Annotated in this window: 16 protein-coding genes; 12 read left to right on the top strand and 4 right to left on the bottom strand. The window is 59.9% G+C overall.

What is annotated here, in order from left to right; translation table 11 throughout:
- The first annotated feature begins 156 nt into the window (after positions 1 to 156).
- Complete coding sequence (locus tag ACQY1J_RS12205) at positions 157 to 339, top strand: hypothetical protein (protein ID WP_062456843.1); 183 nt, start codon at positions 157 to 159, stop codon at positions 337 to 339.
- 451 nt (positions 340 to 790) lie between these two features.
- On the opposite strand, the gene gyrA is transcribed toward ACQY1J_RS12205, so the two are convergent.
- Positions 791 to 3652 (bottom strand): DNA gyrase subunit A, encoded by a 2862-nt coding sequence (gene gyrA, locus ACQY1J_RS12200; protein ID WP_113165229.1) that lies wholly within the window; start codon positions 3650 to 3652, stop codon positions 791 to 793.
- A gap of 228 nt (positions 3653 to 3880) precedes the next feature.
- On the opposite strand from gyrA, the gene ACQY1J_RS12195 reads away from it, so the two are divergent.
- Both ACQY1J_RS12195 and ACQY1J_RS12190 read left to right on the top strand, forming a co-directional pair.
- Positions 3881 to 4513, top strand: coding sequence for a MarC family protein (locus ACQY1J_RS12195; RefSeq protein WP_062456837.1), 633 nt, complete (start codon positions 3881 to 3883; stop codon positions 4511 to 4513).
- Positions 4514 to 4547: 34 nt separating this feature from the next.
- Positions 4548 to 5723 carry an HPP family protein gene (locus ACQY1J_RS12190; protein WP_062580739.1) on the top strand — a complete coding sequence of 392 codons (1176 nt, stop codon included), beginning with the start codon at positions 4548 to 4550 and terminating at the stop codon, positions 5721 to 5723.
- 18 nt (positions 5724 to 5741) lie between these two features.
- Here ACQY1J_RS12190 and ACQY1J_RS12185 read toward each other — a convergent pair whose 3' ends face one another.
- The gene (locus tag ACQY1J_RS12185) at positions 5742 to 6326 is read right to left on the bottom strand and encodes a single-stranded DNA-binding protein (protein WP_062456831.1); all 585 of its coding nucleotides are present in this window, start codon (positions 6324 to 6326) and stop codon (positions 5742 to 5744) included.
- Positions 6327 to 6571: 245 nt separating this feature from the next.
- Here ACQY1J_RS12185 and uvrA point away from each other — a divergent pair, with 245 nt between their 5' ends.
- A complete protein-coding gene (uvrA, locus tag ACQY1J_RS12180; protein WP_430251648.1) occupies positions 6572 to 9493 on the top strand; it encodes an excinuclease ABC subunit UvrA in 2922 nt (973 codons plus the stop codon).
- Positions 9494 to 9532: 39 nt separating this feature from the next.
- The gene (locus tag ACQY1J_RS12175; protein WP_430251646.1) at positions 9533 to 10342 is read left to right on the top strand and encodes a DUF72 domain-containing protein; all 810 of its coding nucleotides are present in this window, start codon (positions 9533 to 9535) and stop codon (positions 10340 to 10342) included.
- On the opposite strand, the gene ACQY1J_RS12170 is transcribed toward ACQY1J_RS12175, so the two are convergent.
- The gene (locus ACQY1J_RS12170; protein ID WP_430251644.1) at positions 10339 to 11826 is read right to left on the bottom strand and encodes an NAD(P)H-hydrate dehydratase; all 1488 of its coding nucleotides are present in this window, start codon (positions 11824 to 11826) and stop codon (positions 10339 to 10341) included. The genes ACQY1J_RS12175 and ACQY1J_RS12170 overlap by 4 nt on opposite strands.
- 330 nt (positions 11827 to 12156) lie before the next feature.
- On the opposite strand from ACQY1J_RS12170, the gene ACQY1J_RS12165 reads away from it, so the two are divergent.
- The 4 genes from ACQY1J_RS12165 to hspQ all read left to right on the top strand — a co-directional run bounded on the left by ACQY1J_RS12165 (position 12157) and on the right by hspQ (position 15454).
- On the top strand, positions 12157 to 12495 hold the full coding sequence (locus ACQY1J_RS12165; protein WP_007753933.1) for a P-II family nitrogen regulator: 339 nt from the start codon (positions 12157 to 12159) through the stop codon (positions 12493 to 12495).
- 71 nt (positions 12496 to 12566) lie between these two features.
- Positions 12567 to 13976: a type I glutamate--ammonia ligase gene (gene glnA / locus ACQY1J_RS12160; protein WP_062456819.1), complete on the top strand. Its 1410-nt coding sequence runs from the start codon at positions 12567 to 12569 to the stop codon at positions 13974 to 13976.
- 132 nt (positions 13977 to 14108) lie between these two features.
- Positions 14109 to 15032: a DMT family transporter gene (locus ACQY1J_RS12155; protein ID WP_430251642.1), complete on the top strand. Its 924-nt coding sequence runs from the start codon at positions 14109 to 14111 to the stop codon at positions 15030 to 15032.
- A gap of 92 nt (positions 15033 to 15124) precedes the next feature.
- Positions 15125 to 15454 carry a heat shock protein HspQ gene (hspQ, locus tag ACQY1J_RS12150; protein WP_062456814.1) on the top strand — a complete coding sequence of 110 codons (330 nt, stop codon included), beginning with the start codon at positions 15125 to 15127 and terminating at the stop codon, positions 15452 to 15454.
- Between the two features lie 87 nt (positions 15455 to 15541).
- Here the strand turns inward: hspQ and ACQY1J_RS12145 are convergent, their stop codons facing one another.
- Positions 15542 to 16198, bottom strand: a complete 657-nt coding sequence (locus ACQY1J_RS12145) for an invasion associated locus B family protein (RefSeq protein WP_062456811.1) — start codon at positions 16196 to 16198, stop codon at positions 15542 to 15544.
- A gap of 284 nt (positions 16199 to 16482) precedes the next feature.
- Between ACQY1J_RS12145 and ACQY1J_RS12140 the strand changes: the two genes are divergently transcribed.
- Genes ACQY1J_RS12140 through ACQY1J_RS12130 form a run of 3 tightly spaced genes read left to right on the top strand, consistent with a single transcriptional unit; the run spans position 16483 to position 19991 of the window.
- A complete protein-coding gene (locus ACQY1J_RS12140; RefSeq protein WP_430251639.1) occupies positions 16483 to 18303 on the top strand; it encodes an extracellular solute-binding protein in 1821 nt (606 codons plus the stop codon).
- Between the two features lie 55 nt (positions 18304 to 18358).
- Positions 18359 to 19030 (top strand): DsbA family oxidoreductase, encoded by a 672-nt coding sequence (locus ACQY1J_RS12135; RefSeq protein WP_062456808.1) that lies wholly within the window; start codon positions 18359 to 18361, stop codon positions 19028 to 19030.
- Between the two features lie 19 nt (positions 19031 to 19049).
- Entirely contained in the window at positions 19050 to 19991 is a 942-nt protein-coding gene (locus tag ACQY1J_RS12130; RefSeq protein ID WP_113165222.1) for a DMT family transporter, read from the top strand.
- The last annotated feature ends 74 nt before the right edge of the window (positions 19992 to 20065 follow it).

Raw genomic sequence — 20065 nt, 5'->3', positions numbered from 1 at the left:
CCAGACCTCTGAGAAGTGGAAACGCGATCCGGAACCTGAACGCCAGATGAACGCGCCATTCAAGCATGCTTCAGAGCCGTTCAGATAGGTCACTCTCATAATGTGGTGTCGCTGCGCGCAGTTCACGCGCTCAGGCAATTAAAAGGATAATCGGATATGATGATCGCAAACAAAAAGATGGCTATGCCCGACAAGATCACCATGATTAACCTCGTATGGAGCGCCATGATTGCTGTCATGTTGACGGCGACGGTCACTCTCTACCAGGACCGCTCGGATGTCGACGGCTCCAACTACCCGCAGGTTACCGGTCGTTACAGCGACATCTCCTACTATTGATCGCCTGCCGCGAGGAGCTGGACTGGGACTTCATCCCATTGGCCGTTCCTCTGAAACATCCGCGATCACCGACACAGCAATCGTTCCCCCTGAACTTTGGGCGCGTTGTCGGGAAGATTTAGAGCGACAAGCCACAGCATTATTTTCGTGAACGGTAGCGAACAGGGCGCGATGCCCTTTCCGCGCCAAGCGGCTCAAACAAAGCCGGAGGATGGTTTCCCATCCTCCGGTTTTTTCGTTGTTGATGTCCTCTGCCCTCCGGAAGGACGCGACCTACTCGGTCGCATCCCAATCCAATGATCGAACACCGCGCCACTAGTTTGATCGCCGGTGCAAAATACTGGCGAGATGCCCAACCCCGTGGAGCTACTCAAACAAAAGCCGGAGGATGGTTTCCCATCCTCCGGCTTTTTTCGTTTTTCTCGTCTTTTGCCGTCCGGGTGGACGCGACCTATTCGGTCGCATCCCCGTCAGCATCAGGCGTATCGGTTTCGGGCGCGTCGGTGTCGGTATCGGGAGCAATCCCGAGGTCACCGGTTTCGGCCGAGATCTCACCCGGCAACTCGCCGTTCTCGTCTTCGTTCTCAGGCTCGCTGATGCGCTCGACGGAGACCACCTTCTCATCCTTGTGGGTCGAGAAGATCGTGACGCCCTTCGTCGCACGGCTGGCAATGCGAATGCCGCCAACCGGAACACGGATCAGAACGCCGCCATTCGAAACGAGCATGATCTGGTCACCCTCGTCGATCGGGAAGGCGGCAACGAGTTCGCCGATTTCCGCAGTCTTCGAGGTATCGGTGGCACGGATACCCTTGCCGCCACGGCCCGAGGTGCGGAAGTCATAGGAAGACGAGCGCTTGCCGTAGCCTTTTTCCGAAACCGTCAGCACGAACTGTTCGTGTTGCTTCAGGTATTCGTAGCGCTCATCGGAGAGCTGTCCCTCTTCGGTGACTTCCTCACCAACCAGAGCGATATCCTCTTCGTCCACTCCGGCAGCACGGCGCTCGATCGCCGAGCGCTTGAGGTAAGCTGCACGTTCCCACGGCTCGGCATCGACATGCCCGACAATCGTCATCGAGATGATGCGGTCGCCTTCGGCCAGATTGATACCGCGGACACCGATGGAATTACGGCCGGCAAAGACGCGGACCTCTTCGACCGGGAAGCGGATCGCCTGTCCCAGCGCGGTTGTCAGCAACACGTCGTCGCCGGGCTCGTTAAGGTCGAGGTTCGGACCGCTGCAGGTCTCGACGGAAAGGATTTCGTCACCCTCTTCCTCGAGCTTCATGGCGATCTTGCCATTGCGGTTAACCTGCACGAAGTCCGAAAGCTTGTTGCGGCGAACCGTGCCGCGTGTCGTCGAGAACATCACGTCGAGGTTATCCCAGGACGTTTCGTCTTCGGGCAACGGCATGATTGTGGTGATGCGCTCGCCGGCTTCCAGCGGCAGCATGTTGATCAGGGCCTTGCCGCGCGATTGCGGCGTACCGATCGGCAGGCGCCAGACCTTTTCCTTGTAGACAATGCCACGCGAGGAGAAGAACAGCACCGGCGTATGAGTATTAACGACGAATAGCCGGGTAACGAAGTCCTCGTCGCGCGTCGCCATACCGGAGCGACCCTTGCCGCCACGACGCTGGGCGCGGTAGGTCGCCAGCGGAACACGCTTGATATAGCCAAGATGCGAAACGGTGACGACCATGTCCTCGCGGGCAATCAGGTCCTCGTCGTCCATTTCGAGACCGCCTTCGAGGATCTCGGTGCGGCGCGGTGTGCCGAATTCGTCGCGAACGGCGATGAGTTCGTCTTTGACGATCTGCTGGATGCGAACCCGTGACGACAGGATGTCGAGATAGTCGGAGATCTCGGCGCCGATCTTGTTCAGCTCGTCGCCAATTTCATCGCGGCCGAGCGCCGTCAGGCGGGCAAGACGCAGTTCGAGGATCGCCCGGGCCTGTTCCTCGGAGAGGTTGTAGGTCAGGTCCTCGTTGATCTTGTGACGCGGATCGTCGATGAGCCGGATAAGAGCCTCGACGTCATGGGCCGGCCAGCGGCGCGTCATCAACTGCTCGCGCGCCGTCGCAGGATCCGGTGCACGGCGGATGAGCGCAATGACTTCATCGATATTGGCAACGGCGATCGCCAGACCCACCAACACGTGCGCACGCTCGCGCGCCTTGCGCAGCAGGTATTTCGTGCGGCGGCTGACGACTTCCTCGCGGAAGGACACAAAGGCCTTCAGCATGTCGATCAGCGCCAGCTGCTCCGGCTTGCCGCCATTGAGCGCCACCATGTTGCAGCCGAACGACGTCTGCAGTGGCGTGTAGCGGTAGAGCTGGTTCAAAATGACGTCGGCATTCGCATCGCGCTTCAGCTCGACGACGACGCGGTAACCCTGTCTGTCCGACTCGTCGCGCAGATCGGAAATCCCCTCGATCCGCTTTTCGCGGACGAGTTCGCCAATCTTTTCGACCATCGAGGCCTTGTTCACCTGGTAGGGAACTTCGGTGATAATGATCTGCTCGCGGTCGCCGCGCAGAGGTTCGATCGTCGCACGACCGCGCATCATAACGGAGCCGCGACCCGTCTCGTAAGCCAGCCGAATGCCGGCACGGCCGAGGATCATCGCACCTGTCGGAAAGTCCGGGCCAGGAATGATCTGCATCAGCTCAGGCAGTTCGATCGCCGGATTGTCCATCATCGCGATGCAGCCGTCGATCACTTCCGACAGATTGTGCGGCGGGATGTTGGTTGCCATGCCGACGGCGATGCCGCCTGCGCCATTGACGAGCAGGTTCGGAAATTTCGCCGGCAGAACCACCGGTTCCGACAGCGTGCCGTCATAGTTGTCGCGGAAGTCGACGGTTTCCTTGTCGAGATCGTCGAGCAGCGCATGGGCGGACTTTTCAAGCCTGCACTCGGTGTAGCGCTCGGCCGCCGGCGGATCCCCGTCGATCGATCCGAAATTGCCCTGTCCGTCGATCAGTGGCAATCGCAGCGACCAGTCCTGCGCCATACGTGCCAGCGCATCATAGATCGCGGAGTTGCCGTGCGGATGGAATTTACCCATCACGTCACCGGTTACGCGGGCGCACTTGACGTATTTCTTGTTCCAGTCGATCCCGAGCTCGGACATGCCGAACATGATGCGCCGGTGAACCGGCTTCAGTCCGTCACGAACGTCGGGAAGTGCGCGGCTGACGATCACGCTCATCGCATAATCGAGATAGGACCGCTGCATCTCTTCCATAATGGAAATGGGTTCAATGCCTGGAGGCAGCTTTCCGCCGCCGGGTGTGCTTTGCTCAGTCAAATCGGATCACGATCTCTGTTCGGAATCATTTGAATTTTTATAGCGGAAAGCGGCTCCGGGCGCCAATTTCCACTGAATTTGCTTTGTAGTTGTGAACAGGTTTTGCGGCATTTGGAAGGTGTTTGCCACGATCGTTGGATACATTCGTTGCAAGACTTCCCTAAAGCGCCCGGCTGTCCTAACAATCTTATCATTGAACGGCAAGCCGAGCGTCCTCTAGGAGTATCCATGGCCTCACCCGATGCTCTCATCAACGCGTTGACCACTTTGCTGGTCACGCTCGACCCGCCGGGTCTGGCGCCGGTCTTTCTGGGCCTGACGGTTGGCATGACGACGGCGCAACGGCGCTTTGTCGCCTTCCGCGGTGCGCTGATCGCGTTCGGGATCCTCGCGGTGTTTGCCCTGTTCGGATCGAGCGTTCTCGGCCTGCTCGGCATCTCGATCGGCGCCTTCCGGATCGCGGGCGGCCTGCTGCTGTTCTGGATCTCGTTCGAAATGGTTTTCGAGAAGCGCCAGGAGCGAAAGGAAAAGACGTCGCAAAAGGCGATCACGATCGACCATATCCACGATATCGCCGTGTTTCCGCTCGCCCTGCCGCTGATCGCCGGCCCCGGAGCGATTTCCGCGACCGTCCTTTTGTCCGGAACATTCACCAGCGCTCTCGACCGCGCACTCCTTATCGGGGTCCTCGCGCTGATCATGGTGGTGCTCTACGCAACGCTTCTGATCGCGGAAAAGCTCGACCGTTTCCTGGGTGTGACAGGGCGCGCGATCCTCACCCGGCTTCTCGGGGTCATCCTCGCTGCCTTGTCCGTTCAGTTCGTGGTCGATGGCATCCGGTCGGCATTCGCGATACCCTGATCCTTTCTGAGACGGACGGCCGAAAGCTCAATCCATGCACATTCTGAACCGTCTCATCGGACAGGCACCGAACCCGATCAGCATGAGGGAACGGCTTCGCTCTGCGGGCGGCGCCTTGCTCGGCATTTCCCTGACGGGACTGGGCGGAAGTCTCGTCGTCGGCTTCGAACCGTCATTGCCGGCACTGATCGCCCCGATGGGTGCCTCCGCCGTGCTGCTCTTTGCCGTCCCCTCGAGCCCGCTCGCACAACCCTGGTCCATCCTCGGCGGCAATATTCTCTCGGCCACTGTCGGCGTCACAGTCGCTGCGCTCGTGCCAGACCCTGCCCTCGCCTCGGGCCTCGCCATTGGCATAGCGATCGCGGCGATGATGGCGCTGCGCTGCCTGCACCCGCCAAGCGGTGCGATTGCCCTGACCGCCGTGCTTGGCGGCCCGTCCATCCACGCGATGGGATACGGATTCGTCCTCTGGCCGGTTCTGGGCAACTCGCTGGCTTTGCTGCTGCTTGCGATCATTCTCAACAATCTGGCAGGCCGGCGCTATCCGCATGCGCCCGCTACGCCTTCCCCTTCGCACGGCACCAAGGATCCGCCGCCGAGCGGCCGTATCGGGTTCCGCCGGGAGGATCTCGACGCCGTCCTCAGAGACTATGATCAGGTCCTCGATATCGATCGCAGCGACCTCGAAACAATTATTCGCCTGACAGAACTGCGCTCCTACCGCCAGCGCGCGAGCCACCTCACCTGCGCCGACGTCATGTCCCGCGACGTGATCGCGGTGTCACCGGATGATCCCCTGGGGAAGGCGCATCAGTCCATGCGCAACCACCGTCTGAAGGCCCTGCCCGTCACCAACGAAAAGGCTGAGGTGGTTGGCATCGTTACGCAGACGGATTTTCTGGACAAGCCAATCTGGACCGGCGGTCGCCCGACGATCGGCCCGCGCCAGCGTTTGCGCCTGATGATGCAAGGCGCAACAGCGCCAAACCATATCGTAAGGGATATCATGACTGCGCCGGTCCGGACGATCGAGCCGTCGGCACCGCTCAACGACGCGGTCGTCATGTTTGCGGAGGAAGGCCTGCACTACCTGCCGATCGTCGGCGAGAACGGCAAACTCGTCGGAATACTCTCGCAGTCCGACGTGCTTGTAGCGATGCTTTCGGACCGCGCCACTCATGCTCCAACCGAACATGAAAAAGGCGCCTGAGCGGCGCCTTTTTTTTGATTAGAATGGGATGTCGTCGTCGAGGTCGCGGGAGAAGTTCCCGCCGCCACCACCGGAGGACTGGCCACCCTGGCTGCCCTGAGCACCGCGCCCTGCCGGTGCTCCCCCCCCGGAACGCGGACGATCATAGTCATCGCCGCCGCCACCGTAGTTGCCGCCGAAATCACCGCCGCCACCGCCGCCGAAGTCGCTTGCGCCACCACGTGCGCCGCCGCGCTCACCGCCGCCTTCGCCACGACCGTCGAGCATTGTCAGGGTCGAGTTGAAGCCCTGCAGCACGATTTCGGTTGAATAACGATCGTTGCCTGTCTGGTCCTGCCATTTGCGAGTCTGCAGCGCGCCTTCGATATAAAGCTTGGCACCCTTTTTGACATACTGCTCGACGACCTTGCAGAGGCCTTCGTTGAACACGACGACCGTATGCCATTCTGTCTTTTCGCGACGCTCGCCCGACGTACGATCGCGCCAGCTTTCCGACGTGGCGATGCGCAGGTTTGCGATCGGGCGGCCATCCTGCGTCCGGCGGATTTCCGGGTCGGCGCCGACATTGCCCACCAGAATGACTTTGTTCACGCTGCCCGCCATCGTATTCACCTCGTTTGCCGCCAAGCGCGGCTTTGAAAACCAATTACCCCACCATAAACCATCGACCGCCCGGATTGGGCAATGCCGAGGTTTAATCCACAGTGAATTTTGTTCTTTCTTTGTTCTATTTTCTCCGTATAGTTCTGTCAAGCATTCGGAACCGGGTTGCGTTGCAACAGTTTCGTCTCGACAGGCGGCTTTCGATAACTACATAAGGACCTTCGATCCTCCCCGAAGGCATAACGATGAGCGAACTCAAAACCATTTCCATCCGTGGTGCGCGCGAGCACAATCTGAAGGGTATCGATCTCGATCTGCCCCGCAACTCGCTGATCGTGATGACCGGCCTGTCCGGCTCCGGCAAGTCGTCGCTTGCGTTCGACACGATCTATGCCGAGGGACAGCGGCGCTATGTCGAGAGCCTGTCGGCCTATGCACGCCAGTTTCTGGAGATGATGCAGAAGCCTGACGTCGACCAGATTGAAGGCTTGTCTCCGGCGATCTCGATCGAGCAGAAGACGACCTCGCGAAATCCCCGCTCGACGGTCGGCACAGTCACGGAAATCTATGACTACATGCGCCTGTTGTTTGCGCGCGTCGGCGTTCCATATTCGCCAGCGACCGGGCTTCCGATCGAAAGCCAGACCGTCAGCCAAATGGTCGACAGGGTCCTTGCTTTCGAAGAGGGCACCCGACTTTATATCCTCGCGCCAATGATCCGCGGCCGCAAAGGCGAGTACAAGAAAGAACTCGCCGAGCTGATGAAAAAGGGTTTTCAGCGCGTCAAGGTGGATGGCCAGTTCTATGAGATCGCCGACGTTCCAGCGCTCGACAAGAAATACAAACACGACATCGACGTCGTCGTCGACCGCCTTGTGGTGCGTTCCGACATTGCCGCGCGTCTGGCCGACAGCCTTGAGACATCGCTGAAACTGGCGGATGGCCTGGCCGTTGCGGAGTTCGCCGACAAGCCTCTGCCGGAGAAGGAAACCTCCGCAGGTGGATCTGCCAACAAATCGCTGAACGAAACCCATGAACGGGTTCTGTTTTCGGAAAAATTCGCCTGCCCTGTGTCCGGATTCACCATTCCGGAGATCGAGCCGCGGCTGTTCTCCTTCAACAATCCCTTCGGTGCCTGCCCCACCTGCGATGGTCTCGGATCACAGCAGAAGGTGGACCGGAACATGATCGTGCCGGAACCCGGCCGGACCCTGAAGGATGGCGCGATCGCGCCCTGGGCGAAGTCCACCTCGCCCTATTACAACCAGACGCTCGAGGGTCTCGGCAAGGTCTTTGGTTTCAAGCTGACGGACCGCTGGGACAAGCTGTCGGATAGCGCCCGCTTGGCGATCCTTGAGGGCACCGAGGAAAAGATCGAGTTCAACTACGCCGATGGTGCCAGGTCCTACAAGACGACCAAGACGTTCGAAGGCATCGTCCCCAATCTCGAACGGCGCTGGAAGGAAACCGACAGTGCCTGGGCGCGCGAGGAAATCGAGCGCTACATGTCGGCCGCTCCATGCCCGTCCTGTGCCGGCTATCGCCTGAAGCCGGAAGCGCTGGCGGTCAAGATCAATAAGCTGCATATCGGCCAGACGACAGAAATGTCGATCCGGATGGCACGCGACTGGTTTGCGGCGCTCCCCGAGCACCTGAACGCGAAGCAGAACGAGATCGCTGTCCGTATCCTCAAGGAGATCCGCGAGCGCCTTCAGTTCCTGAACGACGTCGGGCTCGACTATCTCAGCCTGTCGCGAAACTCCGGCACGCTCTCCGGTGGCGAGAGCCAGCGCATCCGTCTGGCATCGCAAATCGGTTCCGGCCTCACGGGCGTGCTCTACGTGCTGGACGAGCCATCTATCGGCCTCCACCAGCGCGACAATGCCCGCCTGCTCGAAACGCTGAAGCATCTGCGTGACATCGGCAATACTGTCATCGTCGTGGAACATGACGAAGACGCCATTATGACCGCCGATTACGTCGTCGATATCGGCCCTGCCGCCGGCATCCACGGCGGCACGGTCGTCGCCGAAGGCACGCCGCAGCAGGTCATGGCAAACCCCAAGTCACTGACCGGTAAATACCTGTCGGGCGAACTCGGGGTCGCAGTTCCCACTGAGCGGCGCAAGGTCAAAAAAGGCAAGGAACTCAAGGTTTTCGGAGCCCGCGGCAACAACCTCAAGAACGTTACCGCGGCGGTACCGCTCGGCGTTTTTACCGCCGTGACCGGCGTGTCGGGTGGCGGCAAGTCGACCTTCCTGATCGAAACGCTCTACAAGTCGGCCGCACGCCGCGTCATGGGCGCGAGAGAAATCCCGGCCGAGCACGATCGGATCGACGGGTTCGAGCATATCGACAAGGTGATCGATATCGACCAGTCGCCGATCGGTCGCACACCGCGCTCCAACCCGGCCACGTATACTGGCGCCTTCACGCCGATCCGCGACTGGTTCGCCGGCCTGCCGGAAGCCAAGGCCCGCGGTTACGCACCCGGCCGCTTCTCCTTCAACGTCAAGGGCGGCCGTTGCGAGGCTTGCCAGGGCGACGGCGTCATCAAGATCGAGATGCACTTCCTTCCGGATGTCTATGTCACCTGTGATGTCTGCCACGGCAAACGCTACAACCGCGAAACGCTCGACGTGCATTTCAAGGGCAAGTCGATCGCCGACGTCCTCGATTTGACGGTCGAGGAAGGTGTCGAGTTCTTTGCCGCGGTTCCGGCTGTGCGCGACAAGCTGCAATCGCTGTTCGATGTCGGTCTCGGCTATATCAAGGTCGGCCAGCAGGCAAACACGCTCTCAGGCGGCGAAGCGCAGCGCGTCAAGCTTGCCAAGGAGCTGTCGAAGCGTGCCACCGGCCGCACCCTCTATATTCTCGATGAGCCAACCACGGGCCTGCATTTCCACGACGTCGCGAAACTTCTGGAAATGCTGCACGAACTGGTCAACCAAGGCAATTCGGTCGTGGTCATCGAGCACAATCTCGAAGTCATCAAGACCGCGGATTGGGTTATCGACATTGGCCCCGAAGGCGGCACGGGTGGTGGGGAGATTGTTGCCTGCGGCACGCCGGAACAGGTCGTCAAGGAGAAGCGCTCCTATACCGGCCAGTTCCTGAAGGAGCTTCTGGAACGGCGTCCCGTCAAGAAAGTCCAAGCGGCAGAATAGTTTATACCGCCGCCAATACCTGTTTCGGGGAGATGAGTGATGACACCAGGCGTAATTCGAACAGGCATCGGCGGCTGGACCTTCGCGCCGTGGGAGGGCACGTTCTATCCGGACAAGCTGGCGAAGAAACGCCAGCTTGAATATGCGGCGTCCAAGCTCAAGGTCATCGAGGTCAACGGCACCTATTACGGGTCGCAAAAGCCCGAGACTTTTGCGAAATGGGCGTCCGAAGTGCCTGACGGATTCATCTTCTCGCTCAAAGCCAGCCGCTACACTACCAACCGCAAGGTCCTGGCCGAGGCGGGCGAATCGATCGAACGCTTCCTGCAGCAGGGGCTCGTCGAACTCGGCGACCATCTTGGGCCGTTGCTGTGGCAGTTCGCGCCGACCAAGAAATTCGAGCCTGACGATTTCGAGGCGTTTCTGAAGCTGCTGCCGGACGCGCTGGAAGGGCTGCCTTTGCGCCACGTCGTCGAGGTCCGCCACGACAGCTTCAAGGTTCCGGAATTCGTCGAACTTATCGCGAAATACAATGTCGCGCCCGTCTGCGCCGACCACTTTGACTATCCGATGATCGCCGATATCAGCGCTGATTTCGTCTATGCGCGGCTGCAAAAAGGGTCTGACGAGATCGAAACCTGTTACACGAAGCCGGATATGGAAGATTGGGCAAAAAGGTTGAAGACCTGGTCTGCGGGTGGCGTCCCCGACGATCTGCCTTTGATCGACGAATCGCGAAAGCCCGCCAAAAAGCCGCGCGACGTCTACGCCTTCTTCATCCACGAGGGGAAGGTCAACGCCCCCGGCGGCGCAATGGCCATGCAGGAGATGCTCGACGCCAGGAACTAGGGCTCTCTGCTCGGCATGATCCCTGCCCTTTTGGCCAGATCTTCCGCTGTCATGTCAGGGGTCAGGCTGTTGGCCGCTTCGCCATGCAGGTAAACGCCTGCGGCCGCGGCTTCGAAGACAGGCATGCCCTGGGCGAGCAGCGCACCGATCATTCCGGCGAGCACATCTCCGGAGCCGGCGGTGGCAAGCCAGGGCGGCGCATTGGTGTTGATCAGGGCGCGGCCATCGGGCGACGCGATCACCGTGTCTGCACCCTTGTAGACGATGACGGCGTTGGCCCGCGCCGAGGCTTTCAGCGCCTTCTCCGGCTTGCTGAGTTCTTTGTCCTTGACCAAATCCGGAAACAGCCGCGCGAACTCGCCTTCATGCGGGGTCAGCACCAGCCGCGTCTCGCCCTCCGAGAATGCTGAAAACAGCGTATCGGGCTCGTCCTTGAACGACGAAATGCCGTCCGCGTCCAGCACAAGCCGCCTGTCCTTCAGCGCCAGCACGAATCTGCGGGCTTTCTCCCCAACGCCGAACCCCGGGCCGAGCACGAAGGCGGAAAGCTTTGCCGAACCCAGCCAGTCTTCGAGGTCGGCGACGTTGTCTATTGCATGAAGCATGATTGCTGTCAGCGAGGCGGCGTTGACGGAAAGGGCCGCCGTTGCGCTTGCAACGGTAACGAGCCCTGCCCCGCGCTTCAGACCCGCCGTCGCCGAAAGCCGGGCTGCGCCCGTCTTGTCCGCGGGACCGCTGAACACGACCAGATGTCCACGCGTATACTTGTGGCTGTCACCCAATGGTGACGGCACAGCTGAGCTCCAGATCGACGGCGCGTTCTCGGCAAGACTGCCGGCCTTGCTCAAAACGATTCGACGGGGGATGCCGATATCGAAAACCTCAAGTTCACCGCAGAGCTCGCGTCCCGGCATGAGGACGTGGCCAGGCTTGCGCGCAACGAATGTCACCGTCCGATCTGCACGCAACGCCGCGCCAAGCGCCACACCGCGCCGGCCGCATAGTCCAGACGGCAGATCGACGGCAAGCACGGGTGTATTGGTGGCTGCCAGACGATCAGCGAGTGCCGCCACGCTATCGGAGACGTTTCTGGAGAGCCCTGCCCCGAAGAGCGCATCGATGACGACATCACCTGGCGATGGCACATAACTGTCCAACGGCTGGGTATCGAGGGGGCAGCTTGAACGGGCCTCAAGGGCATCGCCGCGCAATTGTGCGGGATCCCCCAGACTGTAGACCACGCAGCGTGTGCCGGCCTCGTTCAAGGCCGCCGCCGCGACATAGCCGTCACCGCCATTGTTGCCGGGTCCACACAGGACGACAAAGCGCAACGCGCCGGGAAAGTGTCGAAGAGCCGACGCCGCGACAGCCCGGCCCGCGCGGTCCATCAGCCCTATCGAGGACATGCCTGATGCTGCCGCGGCCGTGTCGATGGCTGCCATATCGTTGGGCGTCAGGAGCAAATGAGCGAATGAATTGGTCATTTGTCTATTCAAAGGCAAAACAGGGGAAATACAAGCGCGATCTTAGTGATCAAAACATCATCAAATGCACAGAAAACATGCTTATTTAGTAGGTGGACAGGCATGCGCTCGGTGCGGCGGGCGGAAGCGATTTCGGCAAGGATACGGCGTAGGCGCACAAACCCGGACGTGGCCGACCGCGTTCAGCAGGCAATCCACCGAAAAATGGAAAGTTTTGACGCAAACCCGTGTTATTTTCTGAAAAACGTGAAAGAGTTTGGCACGAATAGTGCATCGGCCTGTTTGGCGGGCATGGGCCTGCGACTGGGAGAAGCGGAGAGTTGGTTTCTCATGAAGAAGATCGAAGCGATCATTAAACCGTTCAAGCTGGATGAAGTGAAGGAAGCCCTTCAGGAAGTCGGCTTGCAAGGGATTACGGTGACCGAGGCCAAGGGCTTTGGACGCCAAAAAGGACATACCGAGCTTTATCGTGGCGCGGAATACGTCGTCGACTTTCTCCCGAAGGTGAAGGTTGAAGTTGTGCTGGCCGACGAGAATGCAGACGCGGTCATTGAGGCCATCCGCAACGCGGCACAGACTGGACGAATTGGAGACGGCAAGATATTCGTTTCCAACGTGGAGGAAGTCATTCGTATTCGCACCGGCGAAACGGGTGTGGACGCTATCTGACCGCACTTTGAAGGCTGATAAGAAGCCGCGCGGACAGTTCATAACAATCATACAGGCGAGGAAAAGGTCATATGACGAGCGCAAGCGAAATCATGAAACAGATCAAGGAAAACGACGTCAAGTTCGTGGACCTGCGCTTTACGGACCCGCGCGGCAAGCTGCAGCACGTGACGATGGATGTCTCGGCCGTCGATGAGGATATGTTCGCCGATGGCGTCATGTTCGATGGCTCCTCGATTGGCGGATGGAAGGCCATCAACGAGTCGGACATGGTGCTGATGCCCGATCCGCAGACCGTGCACATGGACCCGTTTTTCGCGCAATCCACGATGGTCATCGTTTGCGACATTCTCGATCCGATTTCCGGTGAAGCCTACAACCGCGATCCGCGCGGCACGGCCAAGAAGGCCGAGGCCTATCTCAAGGCATCGGGCATCGGCGATACGATTTTCGTCGGCCCCGAGCCTGAATTCTTCGTCTTCGACGACGTCAAGTACAAGGCCGATCCCTACAATACGGGCTTCAAGCTGGACAGTTCGGAACTGCCGTCCAACGACGACACCGATTACGAGACCGGCAACCTCGGCCACCGTCCGCGCGTCAAGGGCGGCTACTTCCCGGTTCCGCCGGTCGATAGCCTTCAGGACATGCGCTCGGAAATGCTCACCGTCCTCACCGAAATGGGTGTGGTCGTCGAAAAGCATCACCATGAAGTCGCAGCCGCCCAGCACGAACTCGGTGTGAAGTTCGACACGCTGGTGCGCAACGCCGACAAGATGCAGATCTACAAATACGTCGTGCATCAGGTCGCCAATGCCTATGGCAAGACGGCCACCTTCATGCCGAAGCCGATCTTCGGCGACAACGGCTCGGGCATGCACGTTCACCAGTCGATCTGGAAGGACGGCAAGCCGACCTTTGCTGGTGACGAGTATGCAGGCCTGTCGGAAAGCTGCCTTTACTACATCGGCGGCATCATCAAGCACGCCAAGGCGATCAACGCCTTCACGAACCCGACGACGAATTCCTACAAGCGTCTCGTGCCGGGTTACGAAGCACCGGTTCTGCTTGCCTACTCGGCCCGCAACCGTTCCGCCTCCTGCCGCATTCCGTTCGGGTCGAACCCGAAGGCAAAGCGCGTCGAAGTCCGCTTCCCCGATCCGGCCCAGAACCCCTATCTCGGTTTTGCCGCCATGCTGATGGCTGGCCTCGACGGCATCAAGAACAAGATCCATCCCGGCAAGGCGATGGACAAGGATCTCTACGACCTGCCGCCGAAGGAACTGCGCAAGATCCCGACGGTCTGCGGTAGCTTGCGCGAAGCGCTCGACAGCCTCGACAAGGATCGCAAGTTCCTCACCGCCGGCGGCGTCTTCGACGACGATCAGATCGACGCCTATATCGAACTGAAGATGGTGGAAGTCATGCGCTTCGAGATGACGCCGCATCCGGTCGAATTCGACATGTATTATTCCGCCTGATCCGCGGACCAACCTGAAAACCAGAAACGGCGGGGCTTACCCGCCGTTTTTCATTCGTGCTTCATCGGAGCAGCAGGCTCCTAACTTGCGGTCACAGGCCCGTTCCTGCGTCACCGCCCCTTGGATTGCCTCATGCGCACCGATACCGGCAGCACGCCCCGTCCCCTCGACTGGCTGATCTTCCTTCTTGTCCCGGTCTTCTTTTCCAGCAATCTCGTTTTCGGCCGCGGCATTGTCGGCGAAATCGGTCCCTATATGACCGCGTTCATCCGCTGGGCAGGATCGACGTTCATCATGCTGCCGCTGCTCTATCTGGATCGTCGCGCTGCTGCGGCCTTTGTGCGGGCCCATACGTGGTTGTGGCTCTGGCTCGGCTTCCTCGGCATGGGCATTTGCGGCGGCTTCGTCTACTGGGCACTCACCATGACGACGGCCTCCAATGCCACGCTGATCTACAGCACGTCGTCGCTCTTCATCATTCTGCTGGAATGGCTGTTCGCCAGCCGACGCATCAGCATCAAGGAAATCTGCGGCATGGCGCTCGCCTTCGCGGGCGTCGCGGTCATCGTGTTGCGCGGCGACCTTGCTGCCGTTCTTCACATGCGCTTCAATCTCGGCGATCTCGGCATTCTGATCGCCGCGATCGCGTTTGCCTTTTATTCAATTCTGTTACGGCGCCCGGCAGCTCAAGCCGTTCGTCCGCTCACACTGTTCGGACTGATTGCCTTCTCCGGCTCGCTCATCCTGATCGTGCCGGCGATCTGGGAACTGTTTCACGGCGGTCTTCTTCCCACCAGCCAGTCCGCCTGGATGAAGCTTGCCGGCATCATTCTCTTCGCCTCGCTCGCCGCCTTCTTCTGCTTCCAGCAGGTGGTGCGGATCTTCGGTTCGGTCACGGCCGGGACCACGCTCTACCTCATGCCCCCGGTTTCGATCGTCATGGCCGTGGCGTTTCTCGGCGAAACCTTCGAGGCCTACCATGGTGTCGGCATCGTGTGCGTCCTCGGAGGCGTCATTCTTGCAACGTTGAAGGGAAGGCGAGCAGGAACGGGATGAGAACAAAGTGGAACTATCCTTACCACACCGCATTTGCCACTTGAGCAGCAACGGATTTACACCCACATTATGTTGCGAAAGGATGTCGCACCATGAAACAGCGAAATGCCAAGTTTACGATCGGCGAAGTCGTTCGCCACAAGGTGTTCCCGTTCCGCGGCGTCGTGTTCGATGTGGACCCCGAATATGACAATACCGAGGAATGGTGGAACGCGATTCCGGCCGAGATCCGCCCAAGCAAGGATCAGCCCTTCTACCACCTTCTGGCCGAGAACGACGAAACCGAATACGTCGCTTACGTCTCGGAACAGAACCTGGTCCATGACGAGAGCGACCAACCCCTGCGCAACCCGCAGGTCTACCAGATCTTCGACGCCGGCCCCTCCGGCAACCTAAAGCCGAAGGTCATCCTCGCCCACTGATCGGGGCCAGCCTGGTCGAGATAAATCGTCAAAACGAAAAAAGCCCAGTCTTTCGACCGGGCTTTTTTGTTGCTTTGAGATCTGAACTTACTGGCCCTGCTTGGCAGCGTTCTGAGCTTCTTCAAGCTTCTTGCGCGCTTCCTCAGCCTTCTTCTGCATGCCTTCTTCCAGGCTACGCTGGCTTTCCGCAAGCTGCGACTGGGTGATTGCGGCACCGTCATAGGCACCGGTAAAGCCGGTCAACGAAACCTTGATCGGGTTCGGCGCGCGACGGAAGTTCATCGACGTGAACACGACGTCGGTGCCCTTCTTAAGGCTGGCGATCATCGCATCCGTTAGGGGCACTTCAGCTGTGCACTTGTCGGGAAGGCAGACGGCGTAGTCGAGCTTCTGACCCTTGGCACCGTCGATCTGCATGATGATGCCAGGCTGCACCATACGTGCGGTCGGAACCGAAACCTGAAGGATCTTGCGGTTGACCTTGCCTTCGACGCTGATGAGGCCGATTGCCGTGATTAGCTGGCCGTTCTGGGCCAGAATGATGTTCTGCACAACGCAGAGATCAGCATCGTCCTGCTTGGTGCAGGTCTTGAACCAGCCAAGCGGCGGACCGCCGGCACCGGCGCCGCCCTGTGCGGGAGCTGCCTGCTGGGCGAAGGCTGCAACCGGCAGCGCAGCGACGCCGACCGAAACAGCAAGAGCAGACATGGCCGTCCGCATAACTTTGGTTGCCTTGAGCATCATAACGAAATCCGTCTCCTGAAATCCGCGGGCGCAGCGTGCGCCGTCCACCCCGTCGAGATGTCCTACTGCCTGTCACCTGTCGCTCAAATGAGGCAATTGAATGACTCGGCGGGTGTTGCCAATCTGTTACATCGACGCGAAGGCGATATCCAGCCTTTCTTTTGCTATTTTGACAATACGTTAACATCGCATGCGCAAGTTTGAAGAGCCTGTGCTTGGTGCAACCGCGCCTATCCGCTATTTTCCGGCCGAATCAGCAGTATTGAGAGAAACGGAATGCTTTCATGAAGCGCATTATATCCTTCTTGATCGCAGCGACGCTGGTCACGCCCGTCATGGCATTCGAGGCGCAGTCGCAGCCTCTGCACGCGATCTCCATGCATGGCGAACCTGCCCTGCCCGGCGACTACCGCCACCTGCCCTACGTCAACCCTGATGTGAAGAAGGGCGGTAGTGTCCGCTACGGCGTCGTCGGCACGTTCGACAGCCTCAACCCGTTCAATCTGAAGAGCATCCGCACCACCGCCCGCGGCGTCTGGGATCCCGCTTTCGGCAACCTGATCTACGAAACACTGATGACCCGCTCGGCCGACGAGCCATTCACGCTCTATGGGCTGCTCGCCGAAAGCGTAGAGTGGAATGATGAGCGCACATTCATCCAGTTCAACATTAATCCCAAGGCAAAATGGTCCGACGGCCAGCCGGTGACGCCTGAGGACGTGATCTTTTCCTTCGAGGTGCTGCGCGACAAGGGTCGGGTGCCGTTCTCCAGGCGTCTCGCCCCTGTGGAGAAGATGGAAAAGGTCGGCGAGCGCAGTGTCCGCTTTACCTTCAACGACACGGTCGACCGGGAATTCCCGCTGATCATCGCCGCCTCCACCCCGATCCTGCCGAAACACGCGATCGACCCGGAGACATTCGATCAGTCGACCCTGAAGGTGCCGCTGGGCTCGGGACCCTATCTTATCAAATCCGTCTCGCCCGGCCAGCGCATCGTCTACGAGCGCGATGAGAAGTACTGGGGCAAGGATATTCCGGCCAAAGTCGGTTTCGACAATTACGACCGAATCAGCGTCGAATACTTTTTGGAAGACAACACCCTGTTCGAAGCCTTCAAGAAGGGCGAGATCGACATCTATCCCGATGGCAGCCCGACCCACTGGGCGCGCGCGTATAATTTCCCGGCCATCCGGACTGGAGACGCGGTCAAGGAAGCCTTCACGCCGCAACTGCCGACGGGCATGCTGGGCTTCGTGTTCAACACGCGCCGGTCGATCTTTGCAGACGTCAATGTGCGCGCCGGCCTTTCGCTGGCCTTCGATTTCGAGTGGGCCAACCGGAACCTGTTCGAGAACGCCTATACCCGCACAGAAAGCTTCTGGCAGGGCTCGCCGCTGACTTCTCTCGGCAAACCGGCGGACCAGCGCGAGCTAGAAATCCTCGGTGACACCAAGAACCGAATCGAGCCCGACGTACTCGATGGTACCTACCGTATCGAAAAGACCAACGCGTCCGGTGCCGACCGCAGAGTGTTGCGAAAGGCCGTCGACCTTCTGAACAAGGGCGGCTACACGATCAAGAACGGCCGCATGACAAATGCCAGCGGGCGCCAGTTGTCGTTCGAGGTCATGACCCAGACCGTCGATCAGGAAAAGCTCGCCATCGCCTACCAGCGAGCCCTTCGGATGATCGGCGTCGACATGGCGATCCGCACAGTCGACGATTCGCAGTACCAGGCGCGGTCGGGCAGCTTCGACTACGACATGATCGTCAAATCCTATCCGTCCTCGCTGTCTCCAGGCATCGAGCAGATGGGTCGCTGGGGCTCCACGTCGCGCGACGCGCCCGGCAGCTTCAACTTCGCAGGAACGGCGGATCCCGATATCGACCGGCTGATCGGCACCATGATGGCGGTCCGCAGCAAGGAAGATTTCGAGGCAACCGTTCGCGCCTACGACCGCCTGCTGATCTCAGGCCATTACATGGTGCCGCTCTACCATATTCCGGACCAGTGGGTGGCGCGGCGCAAGCAGATACGCTATCCGAAAACCTTGCCGCTATACGGCTATCAGCTCAACACATGGTGGGATGAGCGGGCGCAGTAAGACACGCCGCCACCCGCCGATCGCAAACCCAAGTCTGATCAGAAAGAGAACGCCGATGGAGCGCATCACCGTAGATATTGTCTCCGACGTCGTGTGCCCCTGGTGCTACCTGGGCAAGGCGCGGCTCGAGCTCGCAATTGCCGAAGTCCAGGACGAGATCGGCGTCGACTTGAACTGGCGTCCCTATCGCCTCAACCCGGACATTCCGCCTGAGGGTGTGGACCACAAGGCTTTCCTCGAAGCAAAGCTCGGCGGCAGCGAAACGGTCGCCCGCGCGCATGGGGCGCTGACCCAGCTGGGCCAGGAAGTCGGCATCGCGTTCAATTTCGACGCGATCACGGTCGGCTCGAACACGCTCGATGCCCACCGTCTGCTTCAGTGGGCGATGGTGGAGGGCCGCGAGGTTCAGGATCGCGTTGTGACCGCGCTGTTCAAGGCGAATTTCGAGCAGGGGCGCGTTGTCGGGGACCACGCGGTTCTCGCAGACATCGCCGTCGAAGCCGGTATGGATCGCACGGTCGTCGAGAACCTTCTGGCAGGTGACGCCGATAAGGACACGGTCCTTGCCGAGATCGACGCTGCGCAGAAGATGGGCGTCAACGGCGTGCCGTTCTTCATCATCGATGGACAGTATGCGGTGAGCGGTGCCCAGATGCCGGATGTTCTCGCCAACGCTTTCCGCGAAATCGCCCAGCTCAAAGCCGAAGCTCGCAAGGGCATGATCTAGCTCTCTGAAAGTCATCTTTGTGCAGAAAGACCAGACCCTCAAGGGTGTCCTCATCGCCTTTGCGGCCTTCGCCGCCTATGCATGGAGCGACGCCAGCGTCAAATTGATCGAGGGCCAGCTGAGCCCCTATCAATCCTCGTTCCTTGGCGCGGTCTTCTGCCTCGTCGGTCTGCCCTTCCTCATGAAGAAGGGCGACCGCTGGACGGATATCTTCAACACCACCAACCGACCTCTCTGGATCCTGCGGTTCGTGGCGCAGGCCGGCGGCACGATCGGCAGCGTCACTGCCTTTACCCATTTGTCGATGGCCGAAGCATTCGCCCTGATCTTCCTTCTTCCGTCCTTCGTCACCATCATGTCCGTCCTCTTCCTAAAGGAGCAGGTCGGATACAAGCGCTGGGCAGCCGTCGTCATCGGCTTTGTCGGCGTCATGATCGTGCTCCGCCCCGGATTTCGCGAACTCTCGATCGGCCATCTCGGCGCCGTCTTCGGTGGCTTGAGCGGCGCGATCTCGATTGTCGTGTTCCGGGCCATGGGACCGTCGGAAAAGAACATATCGCTCTACGGCGCCGGCGTGCTCGGAACGCTCGTCGTGTGCGGCGCGCTTGCCCTGCCCGGCTTCCAGGCGCCAACGGCAATCCAGTGGCTCTGGCTGGCCGGCTACGGGCTTCTGGCAGCGCTCGGCGCGATCCTGGTCATGTACGCTGCCGCCTATGCACCCGCGACCCTGATCGGCCCGACGCAATATAGTCAAATGATCTGGGCGGTGCTGTTCGGCTACCTGGTCTTCGGGGACCATATCGACCTGCCGATGGTGATCGGCATCATTCTGATCATCGGCTCGGGCATGCTGACCCTCATTCGCGAACGCGTCCGCGGCACGCCACTCCCGCCGGCCCTTGGCTCGGATACGCAGGCCGCCGCGGTGATGGCGCCGGAAACGCCAGACACGAAGCCCTGAAAGCCACGGTATCGATTGAACGAAAAAGGCCGGTGAACTCTGCTCACCGGCCTTTTGTTTGTTGTCGCAGCGAC

Source organism: Neorhizobium sp. DAR64860/K0K1 (assembly GCF_050500205.1).
In the GTDB taxonomy this organism is placed as follows: Bacteria; Pseudomonadota; Alphaproteobacteria; order Rhizobiales; family Rhizobiaceae; genus Neorhizobium; species Neorhizobium soli.
The sequence above is the reverse complement of the archived record's forward strand: the minus strand, read 5'-3'. Positions and strand labels throughout refer to the sequence as shown.